Annotated in this window: 13 protein-coding genes; 9 read left to right on the top strand and 4 right to left on the bottom strand. The window is 60.3% G+C overall.

The genetic code is table 11. From position 1 onward, the window contains the following. Positions 1-90: 90 nt before the first annotated feature. Together M5B99_RS07620 and M5B99_RS07615 are read left to right on the top strand one after the other, a co-directional pair. The gene (locus M5B99_RS07620) at positions 91-318 is read left to right on the top strand and encodes a DUF1127 domain-containing protein (protein ID WP_248803500.1); all 228 of its coding nucleotides are present in this window, start codon (positions 91-93) and stop codon (positions 316-318) included. A 58-nt stretch (positions 319-376) separates the two neighbouring features. Further along, the gene (locus M5B99_RS07615) at positions 377-1,588 is read left to right on the top strand and encodes a winged helix-turn-helix domain-containing protein (RefSeq protein WP_248803455.1); all 1,212 of its coding nucleotides are present in this window, start codon (positions 377-379) and stop codon (positions 1,586-1,588) included. Between the two features lie 171 nt (positions 1,589-1,759). Here the strand turns inward: M5B99_RS07615 and M5B99_RS07610 are convergent, their stop codons facing one another. Further along, complete coding sequence (locus M5B99_RS07610) at positions 1,760-3,106, bottom strand: class II 3-deoxy-7-phosphoheptulonate synthase (protein WP_248803454.1); 1,347 nt, start codon at positions 3,104-3,106, stop codon at positions 1,760-1,762. 110 nt (positions 3,107-3,216) lie between these two features. On the opposite strand from M5B99_RS07610, the gene M5B99_RS07605 reads away from it, so the two are divergent. Continuing rightward, positions 3,217-3,972, top strand: coding sequence for a spermidine synthase (locus tag M5B99_RS07605; RefSeq protein WP_248803453.1), 756 nt, complete (start codon positions 3,217-3,219; stop codon positions 3,970-3,972). Between the two features lie 25 nt (positions 3,973-3,997). Here the strand turns inward: M5B99_RS07605 and M5B99_RS07600 are convergent, their stop codons facing one another. Then, positions 3,998-6,016, bottom strand: a complete 2,019-nt coding sequence (locus M5B99_RS07600) for a type VI secretion system tip protein VgrG (RefSeq protein WP_248803452.1) — start codon at positions 6,014-6,016, stop codon at positions 3,998-4,000. Between the two features lie 832 nt (positions 6,017-6,848). On the opposite strand from M5B99_RS07600, the gene M5B99_RS07595 reads away from it, so the two are divergent. Then, the gene (locus tag M5B99_RS07595) at positions 6,849-7,616 is read left to right on the top strand and encodes a sulfite exporter TauE/SafE family protein (protein WP_248803451.1); all 768 of its coding nucleotides are present in this window, start codon (positions 6,849-6,851) and stop codon (positions 7,614-7,616) included. Positions 7,617-7,681: 65 nt separating this feature from the next. On the opposite strand, the gene M5B99_RS07590 is transcribed toward M5B99_RS07595, so the two are convergent. Together M5B99_RS07590 and M5B99_RS07585 are read right to left on the bottom strand one after the other, a co-directional pair. Next, a complete protein-coding gene (locus M5B99_RS07590; protein ID WP_248803450.1) occupies positions 7,682-8,011 on the bottom strand; it encodes an EscU/YscU/HrcU family type III secretion system export apparatus switch protein in 330 nt (109 codons plus the stop codon). Beyond that, the gene (locus M5B99_RS07585) at positions 8,008-9,579 is read right to left on the bottom strand and encodes a flagellar hook-length control protein FliK (RefSeq protein ID WP_248803449.1); all 1,572 of its coding nucleotides are present in this window, start codon (positions 9,577-9,579) and stop codon (positions 8,008-8,010) included. Before M5B99_RS07585 ends, M5B99_RS07590 begins: the two co-directional genes overlap by 4 nt. 194 nt (positions 9,580-9,773) lie before the next feature. Here M5B99_RS07585 and ccmA point away from each other — a divergent pair, with 194 nt between their 5' ends. From ccmA to ccmE, 5 genes are read left to right on the top strand one after another with little or no spacing between them, the layout of a single operon-like run. Beyond that, positions 9,774-10,409 (top strand): cytochrome c biogenesis heme-transporting ATPase CcmA, encoded by a 636-nt coding sequence (gene ccmA, locus M5B99_RS07580; RefSeq protein ID WP_248803448.1) that lies wholly within the window; start codon positions 9,774-9,776, stop codon positions 10,407-10,409. After that, on the top strand, positions 10,406-11,074 hold the full coding sequence (gene ccmB, locus M5B99_RS07575) for a heme exporter protein CcmB (RefSeq protein ID WP_248803447.1): 669 nt from the start codon (positions 10,406-10,408) through the stop codon (positions 11,072-11,074). The genes ccmA and ccmB overlap by 4 nt, the downstream gene beginning before the upstream one ends. Positions 11,075-11,119: 45 nt before the next feature. Next, on the top strand, positions 11,120-11,878 hold the full coding sequence (locus M5B99_RS07570) for a heme ABC transporter permease (protein ID WP_248803446.1): 759 nt from the start codon (positions 11,120-11,122) through the stop codon (positions 11,876-11,878). Then, positions 11,875-12,051 carry a heme exporter protein CcmD gene (gene ccmD / locus M5B99_RS07565; protein ID WP_103499454.1) on the top strand — a complete coding sequence of 59 codons (177 nt, stop codon included), beginning with the start codon at positions 11,875-11,877 and terminating at the stop codon, positions 12,049-12,051. Before M5B99_RS07570 ends, ccmD begins: the two co-directional genes overlap by 4 nt. Continuing rightward, complete coding sequence (ccmE, locus tag M5B99_RS07560; protein WP_248803445.1) at positions 12,048-12,503, top strand: cytochrome c maturation protein CcmE; 456 nt, start codon at positions 12,048-12,050, stop codon at positions 12,501-12,503. Before ccmD ends, ccmE begins: the two co-directional genes overlap by 4 nt. Positions 12,504-12,505: the final 2 nt, after the last annotated feature.

The raw sequence follows: 12,505 nt of genomic DNA, 5'->3' as shown, positions 1-12,505 counted from the left end.
TCTCCGAGATGTATTGCATAAGAAACATTCGTTGGATTGATCTTAGCGCCAGGTACAGACTTTAGTCATCCCCAACTGGAGGGCAGGATGATGAAAGGTCAAAAAGGTTATCTGTTGATCGATGCTGGCGCGCATTCGGCGCTGTCGCCGCGGGCCTTGTGGCAACGGCTTGTCCGTTGGCACGAGGTGTCACGCGAGCGCCAGGTGCTGGCGGCATTGAGTGACGATGCGCTCAAGGACATGGGCCTCAGCCGCGCCGATGTCGAGCAGGAAACCCATCGGCACTTCTGGAGCGATCCGCTGGGCAAGGGCCGTTGATGGCGCTACACAAGCAGGGGGCGACTGCGGTAGTTTGCGGGTTCACAAGGAGGCGTGCATGCCCGCAGACCTGTCGTTTTCATTGAAACAAGCCCGGCGCCTGGCACTCGCCGCCCAGGGGTTCCAGGGGCGTAGAGCCTCGGCGTCGATCAAGCCGGTGCAGGTCAATCGGCTGATCGAGCGCCTGGGTGTTGTGCAGATCGATTCGGTCAACGCGTTGGTGCGTTCGCATTATCTGCCGCTGTTCTCGCGCCTGGGCAACTATGCCCCCGACCTGCTCGACCAGGCCGCCTGGAGCCAGGGGCGACGGCGCACCTTGTTCGAATACTGGGGGCACGAAGCGTCATTGCTGCCGATGTCGTTGTATCCGCTGATGCGCTGGCGCATGCAGCGGGCCTCCCGGGGCGAAGGAATCTACCAGCAGATGGCGCGTTTCGGTCGTGAGCAACAGGTGACCATTCGCCGGGTGCTGGCGCTGGTCGAGGAGCGGGGCGCGTTGGGTGCGGGCAGCCTGTCGAGTCGTGAGGAAAAGGCCGGCCCTTGGTGGGATTGGAGTGCCGAGAAGCATGCGCTGGAATGGTTGTTCGCCGCCGGTGAAGTGACGGTGGCCGGACGCCGGGGGTTCGAACGACTCTACGATCTGCCGGAGCGGGTGATTCCCTCGGCGGTGCTTGCACAGCCGTTGATCGACGAAGCCGAGGCCCAGCGCGGCTTGTTGCGCCAGGCCGCGGCGGCGCTAGGGGTGGCGACGGAGAAAGATCTGCGTGACTACTTTCGCCTGGACCCGGCCGACAGCCGTGCGCGTCTGGCGGAATTGGTCGAGGCGGGCGAGTTGCAGGTGGGCGAGGTGCAGGGTTGGCGCCAGCCGGTGTATTGTTTGCCCGATGCCAAGGTTGCGCGCCGGGTCGAGGCCAGTGCGTTGTTGTCGCCGTTCGATTCGTTGATCTGGGAGCGTAGTCGTACCGAGCGGTTGTTCGATTTCCGTTATCGATTGGAGATCTATACGCCGCAGCACAAGCGGGTGTATGGCTATTACGTGTTGCCGTTCCTGCATAACGAACGGATTGCCGCGCGGGTTGACCTGCGGGCGGAGCGGGCGCTCGGGCGGTTGGCCGTGCATGCGGTGCATGAGGAAGAGCAGGGACTGGATGAGGCGGGGATGGCGGCGTTGGCCGTCAATTTGCGGCAGTTGGCTGATTGGCTGGGGTTGGCGGATATTCAGCTCAATTGTCAGCGGGTCAGTGCGCAGCGGTTGCGGGGATTGTTGTAAACGCTGGTATGGCGGTGTCTGGAAGTGCCTCTTCGCGGGCAAGCTCCGCTCCCACAGTATCGGAGCCGTTCCGGAGTTTTATGGGTAGCCACAAAACCTGTGGGAGCGGAGCTTGTCGGGACGCCGCACCGCCGCGAAGAGACCCTCACAGGCAACAAAAAACCTACTGACTCAACGCCGCACCTGCTTCAACGTCTCGGCAATCAAAAACGCCAGCTCCAGCGACTGATCGGCGTTCATCCGCGGATCGCAATGGGTGTGATAACGATCCGACAATCCATCCTCGGTAATCGGCCGCGCCCCACCGATGCACTCGGTGACGTTCTGCCCGGTCATTTCGATATGAATCCCGCCCGCGTAGCTGCCTTCGGCCTGATGCACCTGGAAGAACTGCTTCACCTCGCTGAGGATCTGCGCGAAATCCCGGGTCTTGTAGCCGCTGCTAGCCTTGATGGTGTTGCCGTGCATCGGGTCGGAGCTCCACAGCACCTTTTTGCCTTCACTCTCCACGGCGCGGATCAGTTGCGGCAGGTGATCGCCGACCTTGTTCGCGCCCATGCGCACGATCAGGTTCAGGCGGCCGGGGTCGTTGTCCGGGTTGAGGATATCGATCAGGCGGACCAGGTCGTCGGTGTTCATGCTGGGGCCGACCTTGACCCCGATCGGGTTGTTCACCCCGCGCAGGAACTCGACATGGGCGCCATCGAGCTGGCGGGTGCGGTCGCCGATCCAGAGCATATGGGCCGAGCAGTCGTAATAATCGTTGGTCAGGCTGTCGCGGCGCACGAAGGCTTCTTCGTAATTCAGCAGCAGCGCTTCGTGGGCGGTGAAAAAGCTGGTTTCGCGCAATTGCGGCGAGCTGTCCATGCCGCAGGCACGCATGAAGGCCAGGGTTTCATCGATACGGTTGGCCAGTTGGCTGTATTTCTCGGCCAGGGCCGAGTTGGCGATGAAATCCAGGTTCCATTTGTGCACCTGGTGCAGGTCGGCAAAGCCGCCCTGGGCGAAGGCGCGCAGCAGGTTCAAAGTGGCGGTGGCCTGATGGTAGGACTGCAGCAGGCGGTCCGGGTCCGGCACGCGGTTTTTTTCATCGAAGCCGATGCCATTGACGATATCGCCACGGTAGGCCGGCAGGGTCACGCCGTTGATGGTTTCGTCGTTGGCCGAACGCGGCTTGGCGAACTGCCCGGCCATGCGCCCGACCTTGACCACCGGGCAGCCGGCGGCGAAGGTCATGACAATGGCCATTTGCAGGAGCACCTTGAAGGTGTCGCGAATCTTCGCTGCCGAGAACTCGGCGAAGCTCTCCGCGCAATCGCCGCCCTGGAGCAGGAAGGCACGGCCCTGGGTGACTTCGGCGAACTGACGACGCAATTCGCGGGCCTCCCCGGCGAACACCAGCGGCGGATAACTGGCCAGGCTTTGCTCGACGCGCAGCAGGTGCGCGGCGTCCGGGTACTGGGGTTGTTGCTGGATCGGCAGGGCGCGCCAGCTGTCGGGGCTCCAGGGTTGGCTCATCATGAACTCGAGGTTTGACGGTGGGAGACCCATGTTAGCAGTAATTAGTGCGTGACCTGCTCTGTCGGCTTGGCTGACAATTGCGCTTTTCCCGCTTGCAAGGATATGAAATGGCTGAGGAGCGCGTGGAGCGTCTGCTCGCCGAAGTGCACGATGCCTTCGGCATGATTCGAGTCCTTGAAGTGGACGATTACCGCTTTCTCGAATTTGGCGATGCCATTGAGCAGAGCTGCGTATTCACTGCCGACCCCAGTTGGCTGGAATACGACTACACCCGGGCCATGCTGATCGGTGCCTTGTGCCACGAGGCGCCGGAGAGCGCGCTGTTCCTGGGGCTTGGGGCGGGGACCTTGACCCAGGCGTGCCTGCGGTTCCTGCCGCTGGAGGATGTCGAAGCCATCGAGCTGCGCCCGGAGGTGCCGCGCCTGGCCATCGAGTACCTGGGGCTGGATGACGATCCGCGCCTGTATATCCGCGTCGGCGATGCGCTGGAACTGCTGGAGAGCGCGGAGTCGGCCGACCTGATCTTCGTCGACCTGTATACCGATGTCGGCCCCGCTGTCGGTCATCTGGCCTGGAGTTTTCTGGAAAACTGCCAGAAGAAACTCAACCCCGGTGGCTGGCTGGTGATCAACCAATGGGCCACCGATGACGGCAAACCGCTGGGCGCCGCGTTGTTGCGCGGGCTTTACCACCGGCACTACTGGGAGCTGCCGGTGAAGGAGGGCAATGTCATCCTGATCGTGCCGGCGGACCTCGATCAGGAACTGGATATGCGTGCGTTACAGGAGCGGGCCGATGAACTGGCGCCGCGCCTGGGCTATTCGTTGCAGACCTTGATTGGCGAGATTCGGCCGGCGACCTAGGCGGCTGGCCGCTGCGTGACGGCGGTCAGTCGGAAAAACCCGTATCAAGCGCCAGTTCTCTCTGGCGTTGTTCCCGCCCTCCATCGGCGACGACTGTTTCGAGGCCCAACGGCAGCGTTTGCTCCACCGCTCCCGGCAGTAACGGTCCCTTGATCCTCGGCCCCGAGCCTATACCCGCGTCCTCGTTCGCCTCCGGTCCGTTCAAGGTGATGCCGTTGGCATCGAGCTTGATGAAATGCGCGCCGACCTTGAGGGTGAGTTGCTCTCCCGCCTCGATCACCATCTTGACCCCGGCCCTAAGGTGAATTTCCTGATCAGCCTCGACGAAATAACCCAGCCCGGTCTTCACCTGTTGGCTCTCGCCGACCAACAGGCTGTCATCGCCCTTCACCTCGACACGGCGGTCCTGGTGAACGGTGTGATGCTCCTGGGCCTTGAGTTCGCAGTAACTGTTGGCCGCCACGTACTCATGCCGTTCATGACCCACGGTGAGCGAAAGATTGCGCTCGATATGCTGTTGCCAATCGCGCTGGGCATGCAGGTAGATCTGTTCCTCGCCCCTGCGGTCTTCAATACGCAGTTCATTGCTGCCGTCACCGCCCGGACTGCTGCGGCTTTTGAAGACGCTACGGGTCTTGTGCAGCGGTAATGGGTAAACCGGCGGGTGGCGCTGGTTGGGTAGGCAGCCGATAATCAGCGGCTGGTCGGGATCACCTTCGAGAAAGGTCACCAGCACTTCCATTCCGACGCGGGGCAAGGTCACGGCGCCATGACCGGGACCGGCCCAGCTGGATGCTACCCGTAACCAGCAACTGCTTTGGGCGCCGGTTTCGTCCGAGCGGTCCCAGTGAAATTTCACTTTCACCCGGCCATATTCGTCGCAGTGAATTTCTTCGCCGGGTGGCCCGGTGACGATGGCGGTCTGGGTATTGAGGCGACGGGATTTGCGCGCTTGCAGCGGCGGGCGGAAGAACACCTCCCAGGGAGTGGCGAGAAAGGTATTGCGGTAGCCCTGGCGGAAATCGCAGACGGCATCGCTCGGATTCGTTGCCAACTCCTCCAGCACTTGCGGCTGCTTGCCTTCGTGGGTCAGTTGGGTCAGTAGCCAGAGCGTGTTCCAGTCTGGCTGTGGGTGGTCGGCCAGGAGCAGGAAGTGTCCGCTGACCAGTCGTGGTTCATTGCTCTTGCCCGATGCCCGGCGGCTGTCGCTTCGATGGCCTTCCAACTGGCGACGATTGAGCTGCCGGCCCTGTTCGTCGCGGTTGTAGTGACCGGGATAGCGGTAATCCTCAAGGTCCGGCTGCGGCAGGGAGTGGAGCACGCAGGCGCTGTTTTCCAGCCGAGCAGCGGGTTGTTTGAAGTCGTAGTCGTGCAAGGTTGCCCGGGTGCTGCGGGTTTCCAGGCGCAGGTCGAAGGACTGGATGCAGGGCCATGGCGCGACCATCCCGCTGTCTGGTCGGTACGGCACGCTGTCGGGCAGTTGGCGGAAATAGGTCTGATCGTCGCCAAAGGCCAGGTGATGGCCCTGCGCGCTGTGCTGGAAGTGATAGTGCAGGCCGTCCTCTTCACACAGCCGCTGGATGAAGTCCAGGTCGGACTCGTTGTACTGCACGCAGTATTCACGGGCGGGGAAGGGCGTGGCGAGGTTGAAGCTGAAGGCATTGCCGAGGAGGCCGTGGTCCTTGAGCACCTGGGCGATGATCTGCGGCACGCTCTGGTTCTGGAAGATACGCTGGTTGAAGCGATGCCCCAGATAGGCCAGTTGCGGCACCAGCGTGAGCTGATAGTGCGTCCAGCGCTGGCCGGTATCGCCCTGGCCGATACCGTAGATCTGGCCGTGAATGCCCGTGCCGCCGTTGTTGAAGGCGAGAAAACCCTGCCGATGCAGCAGCTCGTCGAGGTTGAGGTCCGGCTGCCGGCTGACCAGTTCCAGTTCGAAACGGTAGGGTTGGCTGATAGCTTCCGTACCCTTGAACGCCAGGACTTCCAGTCCCTGTTCGAGGCCGACAAGGCTGAAGGTGAAGCGAGGTGCCGAGGTGAACATCCGTTGTGCCTCCTGCAAGGGGAAAGCACGAAGTGTGGACCCGTCGGTGGTAGTGTTGAATGCTCGAAAGCAAAATCAGAATCAGGCTACAAGTCCCTCTATTGTCGGGCTGTAGGGAGATGTAGGAATAAGGGCGAAGTTTTTGCGGGAAGACGGATCTGCAAAGATGAAAATAGGCTTCCACTCAACACATCTATCGCCGTCTTGATGTTTGGGGTGATTTTTGTGCGGGAGGAAGAATTACCATTCAATTGTTGCTATTAGTTTCGGTGTGAGCGTGCCTGGATGACAGCGGGTCCTACAGGTAAATCGCAATATAGAGCGGTTGCTTTAAACTGCCTGCTGCATGTGTTGTATGAAATATCTTACGTGTCGGTCTTTTTAGGGGGGGGAAATCCTTTGGGAGCACCCTCGTCCCACGTTGAAGAGTTGACAAGAATGAGTGTGTCTATCTAAATTGAAATTGACCAGTACGGGGTCTGACAAAATGAAAATACATTAGCGCTTAAATAGTAAATTTTATTCAGGACGGGCCGATAAGGCCTGAAAAATAAAAAACGAAATCATGAGTTCAACATCGTTGCAAAAATGCAATGCGCGAAGTACTTTGCCATCCGACCACTCAAGCAGCTCAGGCCTACGCCGAAAATACAGTCAAAGCCTTTCTCAAAAAAGACTAGGCAGACGCTGGTGTTTTGAAGTTTTTCAATGGGTGGAGTGAAACCCACAAAACGTATAGTAGGTTGATCGGAGCCTCTAACCCGCGTAGCGTCCCCTGAGTAGGCATTCATAATGCCTAGTCAAGAACGCAAACCCTGATTGGGTATGTTATATGGATTTTGAACACACCTTAATTGTGTTGGGCTTTTTTGCTTTTTGCGGTGGTTTGATTGATGCGGCCGTTGGCGGCGGTGGACTTGTACAGCTACCTGCACTTTTGCACGCTTTACCTCAATACAGTTTGGCCACGGTTTTTGGAACCAATAAATTGGCGGTTTTAGCGGGTAATTTTTCTTCCGTATTTACCTATCTCAAGAGAATAAAAATCCTATGGAAGCTTATGCTTCCAATTATGTGTTCAGCTTTTATATTTTCCTTTTTGGGTGCCCTCTCTGTTTCGCTCGTTCCAAAGAGGCTTATGGAGTATGTTGCTTTCTTTGTTTTGATAATGATGGCTGCGTATACTTTTTTTAAAAAAAATTTGGGTCGAGTCAATTCTGATATTCAAATCGGAAAGAAAGAGGTTCTGCTGGGGTTTTTTTTTGGCGGATTGATCGGTTTTTACGATGGCGTGTTCGGGCCCGGTAGCGGCAGCCTTCTGCTTTTTGTTTTTGTAAGGTATTTTGGATTCGATTTTCTAAATGCATCAGCTTCAGCAAAGCTGGTTAATTTAGGGACATTTAGCGCGGCGCTCATGTTTTTTATCCCGTCGGGTAACGTTTTATGGACCCTAGGTGGAGTCGTTGCCGTCTGCAATATGGCAGGCTCTATGACTGGGGTTTTTTTAGCACTACGTTATGGGAGTGGCTTTATTCGAATATTCTTTTTGATTTTACTTGTGTTTCTCATCGGAAGGATGGGGGTGTCCATGTTCTTATAAGTCAAGCCGTTTGTAAGTGCTCAATAAAAGGTCAGGTTGTCGTCTTTACCCAATCCCATTCTGAATCAATAATCCTCCCCACGCCCGGTAATATCCTTCTCCACGGGCGCCGCATCGGGATCCTGGCCGGCCGGAAATTTCCCCTTGAGCTTCCAGGCAAAGGCGATGATCTCGGCGATGGTCCGGTACAACTCTTCCGGAATACTGTCGCCCAACTCCATCCGGGCCAGCAGTTTCACCAGCTCGGCATTCTCGTAGATCGGCACTTCATAGTCGCGGGCCAGCTTCAGGATGGCTTCGGCCAGCTCCTCGTCGCCCTTGGCGGTGAGGGTCGGAGCTTGTTGGCCGTCGTACTTGAGGGCGATGGCCTGGCGTGGGGTGTTGGGATTCTTCATGCGGTTTCGTCGACCCAGCGTTGGTCCAGTCGGGTTTGCTTGCCCTGGGGAGGCCTGCCCTGATGACAATCGAGGTCGCTGACATTCAGGCCCGAGGCGCGCAGACGTTCACGCAACTCGCCCAGTTGGCTGGCGATCAGGCTGGCGGTGTAGGGGCGTTCGGCCCACAACTGGCTGGACAGGCTGCCGCGCAGCAACTGTGCCTGGACTTGCAGCGGCCCCAGCGGTTCGAGATCAAAGGCCAACTCCACTCGCCACAGTTGTTCCTTCTGCTCGCGCTTTTCGCGTTTTTCCTGCTCGGCTGGCGGCTCCTTTTCCTCATGCTGGATCTTGATCTGCAAGGGCACGATGTCGTGCAGGTTGCGCATGGGGATTTCCAGTTGCCAAGTAGTCTGCAGATTGCCCTCCGGCGTGCGTCCGGTTTGCTCCAGGCTTGACAACTGATGGCTTTGCAGGCGCGAAACGGCCGCCGCGGCCAGGCGCAGCAGGCCTTCCAGGTCGCCATCGGCGGCGAGGCTTTGCAGCAGGCGCGCGGGCAGCGGAAAGCTGATCGGCTGGGTCGTTTCACCGACCTGGCCGAGGGTGCCCAGGGCACTGCGGACAAAGCCCGGCAATGTGCGGGCGAGCAGGGCGGCGGCGGCTCCGGGGTCGAAGCTCGGGCTGCCGGGCAATTGCGGCATGATCTGGGCGATCAGGCGCAGCAGGTTGCTCTTGAGGTCCGGTGTCAGCGCCGGGTTCTGCCCTTGCAACAGATTGGCTTCGAGGAACAGCCCGCTGTTTTGCAGGGCCTGGGCCAGGCCCTTGGGGTTGCTCAACTGATTGATGTCGGGCAGGTCCGTCAGCAGGGTGTTGATGGCCGCGCGCAGGTCGTCGGGCAATTCGGTGTTTTGTGTCAGGTTCTGCAGGGTGCTGATCAGGCTGTCGAGCGAACCTTGCCGGCCTTGTTGGGTCATCAACTGTTGGGCCACCGCCAGTTGGTCCTGACGGGCGGCCAACGGCACCAGGCTCAGGCTCTGCGCGCCTTGCACCAGGGCGCTCAGCAGGCTGCCGATGCGTAGCGGCTGCGGGCTGTCGAGGGTCAGGGTAGTACCGCTCAGGGCCGTGTTGAGCAGGGTCACCAGCGAACGATAGACCGCCGGCTGTCCGGGGGCTTGTGGCAACAGCTGGGCAGTCATGACCTTGCCTTGCAGCAGAGTGCCGACCGGCAGTTGCGTGGTGTCCAGGCGGGTCAGGGCGGCGATGCTGGCACTCAGCGCCTGCTGCACGGTGATCGCCAGGTTGCCAGGGGACGGTTGGGTCACGGCGATGCTGGCGCCTTGTGGCAGCGGTTGGTTGCCGCTGACCTGCACGGTGGTTTGCTGGCCGCTGTCGGTGGTGACCTTGAGCAGCATCTGGAAGGTCTGGTCGGTTTGCTTGAGCGAGAGGACTTCGGCCTCGGCACTCTGCCCGGGCGCGATCAGGCCTGCCAGCGGCGGTGTCAGCTGTAGCAGTTCGCTGGCCAGCAGCATCGGACGGCTGTTGGCCGGGATCAACTGGGGCAGCGGGAGGATGTTGATTTCGCCTGTCATCGGGTCGCAGCCTGTCGAAATAGCCCTCTTTGGAGTAGGGCATCGCATGTATAATGCGGTCCATCTCCGAAAGTGTGTCCAAAATAGCGCAAAAATTGACACAGCTCTGTAGGTCGAGCTGCAAAAGCATTTATTCTGCTTCACTTTAACGGCTGCGCCCGTGCCGACTTGAACTGTAAAAAGGCCTCGATCATTTGACCAGCCCTCTTCTAGAAGCCTTGGCGCTCGCCTGTGAACGGGACGGGCGGCTGCTTTTCGAGCACCTCGAATTGCAGCTGCGTCCCGGTGACCTGTTGCAGATCAGCGGTCCCAATGGCAGCGGCAAGACCAGCCTGTTGCGCCTGCTGGCCGGCCTGATGCAGCCGACCGCCGGTGAGATACGGCTCAACGGGCAGCCGCTGAATGCCCAGCGCAACGAGCTGGCCCGGATGTTGTTGTGGATCGGTCACGCTGCCGGGATCAAGGATCTGCTCAGCGCCGAAGAAAACCTGCGCTGGCTCTGTGCCCTGCATCAGCCGGCCGGGCGCGAGGCGATCTGGCAGGCTCTCGCGGCGGTCGGGCTGCACGGTTTCGAGGATGTCTCCTGCCATACCCTGTCCGCCGGCCAGCAGCGCCGCGTGGCCTTGGCCCGGTTGTACCTGGACAGCCCGCCGCTGTGGATTCTCGATGAACCCTTCACCGCCCTGGACAAGCAGGGCGTCGCCCAACTCGAAGAACACCTGGCCGGCCATTGCGAGCGCGGCGGCATGATTGTGTTGACCACCCACCACACGCTGACCCGCGTCCCCGCCGGTTACCGCGATCTCGACCTGGGGCGGTGGGCCGCATGAGTGTCTTCGGCCTGTTGTTCGCCCGTGAAGCGCGCCTGCTGTTTCGCCGTCCGGCGGAGCTGGCCAATCCACTGGTGTTCTTCGCCATTGTGATTGCACTGTTCCCGTTGGCGGTCGGTCCCGAGACAAATATGTTGCAAACCTTGTCTCCGGGACTGGTCTGGGTGGCGGCCCTGTTGGCGGTCCTGCTCTCGCTGGACGGGCTTTTCCGCAGCGATTTCGAGGACGGTTCCCTGGAACAGTGGGTCCTTTCGTCGCACCCCCTGGCCCTTCTGGTTTTGGCCAAGGTGCTGGCACACTGGGTTTTTTCCGGCCTGGCCCTGGTTCTGCTCGCGCCTTTGCTGGCGCTGATGCTCGGATTACCGACTGCTTGCTTGCCGGTGCTGCTGTTATCGCTACTCTTGGGTACGCCGGTACTGAGTCTGCTCGGTGCGGTAGGGGCGGCCCTGACGGTGGGATTGAAGCGCGGTGGCCTGCTGCTGGCCCTGCTGATCCTGCCGCTGTACATCCCGGTACTGATTCTCGGCAGCGGGGCCTTGCAGGCCGCGTTGCAGGGCATGCCGGCCACCGGTTACCTGCTCTGGCTCGGTAGCCTGGCCGCCCTGGCGGTGACCCTGACACCTTTTGCAATAGCGGCTGGCCTGAAGATCAGCGTCGGCGAATAATGAGGTCTGGTCCGTTGATGACCAGCGAAGACCCTTGGATGTACCGTGATGAACTGGACTTGGTTTCATAAGCTGGGCTCGCCCAAATGGTTCTATGGCATCAGCGGGCGCCTGTTGCCCTGGCTGAGCGTGGCCGCCGTACTGCTGATCGGTAGCGGCGTGGTCTGGGGCCTGGCCTTCGCGCCGCCTGACTACCAGCAGGGCAACAGCTTTCGCATCATCTATATCCACGTGCCGGCGGCCATGCTGGCCCAGTCCTGCTATGTGATGCTGGCAGTCTGCGGGGTGGTGGGGCTGGTGTGGAAGATGAAACTGGCCGACGTCGCCTTGCAATGCGCCGCGCCCATCGGTGCCTGGATGACCGCCGTGGCCCTGGTTACCGGGGCCATCTGGGGCAAGCCGACCTGGGGCGCGTGGTGGGTCTGGGATGCGCGCCTGACTTCGATGCTGATCCTGCTGTTCCTCTATTTCGGCCTGATCGCCCTGGGCAACGCCATCACCAATCGCGACAGCGCGGCCAAGGCCTGCGCGGTGCTGGCGATTGTCGGGGTGATCAATATCCCGATCATCAAATACTCGGTGGAGTGGTGGAGTACCCTGCACCAGGGCTCGACCTTCAGCCTGACCGAGAAACCCGCCATGCCCGCTGAGATGTGGCTGCCGCTGTTGTTGACGGTGCTGGGCTTCTACTGTTTCTTCGGCGCCGTGGTGCTGCTGCGCATGCGCCTCGAAGTGCTCAAGCGCGAGGCCCGGGCCAGTTGGGTCAAGGCCGAAGTCCTGAGCGAGCTGGGGGTGGCTCGATGAGTTTTGCCACCTTCGGCGATTTTCTCGCCATGGGTCATCACGGCCTGTATGTCTGGTCGGCCTACGGCATCTGCCTGGCCGTGCTGGCTTTGAACGTCGCGGCGCCGATCCTGGCCCGGCGGCGTTACCTGCAACAAGAGGCGCGTCGTCTGCGCCGGGAGAATGCCAAGTGAACCCGCTGCGCAAAAAACGCCTGATCATCATCCTCGCCATCTTGGTCGGCGTCGGCGCTGCCGTGGGCCTGGCCTTGAGTGCGCTGCAGGAAAACATCAACCTGTTCTACACGCCGACCCAGATCGCCAACGGCGAAGCGCCCCATGGCACGCGGATTCGCGCCGGTGGCATGGTCGAGAAAGGCTCGCTGCAACGTTCCGGCGATTCGCTGGACGTGAAGTTCGTGGTCACCGATTTCAACAAGTCCGTCACCATTACCTATCGCGGCATCCTCCCGGACCTGTTCCGCGAAGGGCAGGGCATTGTTGCCCTGGGCAAGCTCAACGCCGACGGCGTGGTGGTGGCCGACGAAGTACTGGCCAAGCACGATGAGAAGTACATGCCGCCGGAAGTCACCAAGGCGTTGAAAGACAGCGGTCAATCCGCCCCGACGCAAGCGAAGGAGGGTTGATC

Origin of the sequence: Pseudomonas sp. MWU13-2100, from assembly GCF_023242365.1 — a bacterium.
Taxonomy (GTDB): Bacteria; Pseudomonadota; Gammaproteobacteria; order Pseudomonadales; family Pseudomonadaceae; genus Aquipseudomonas.
Note: the sequence above shows the minus strand (reverse complement) of the source record. Positions and strands in the feature narration are given on the sequence as shown.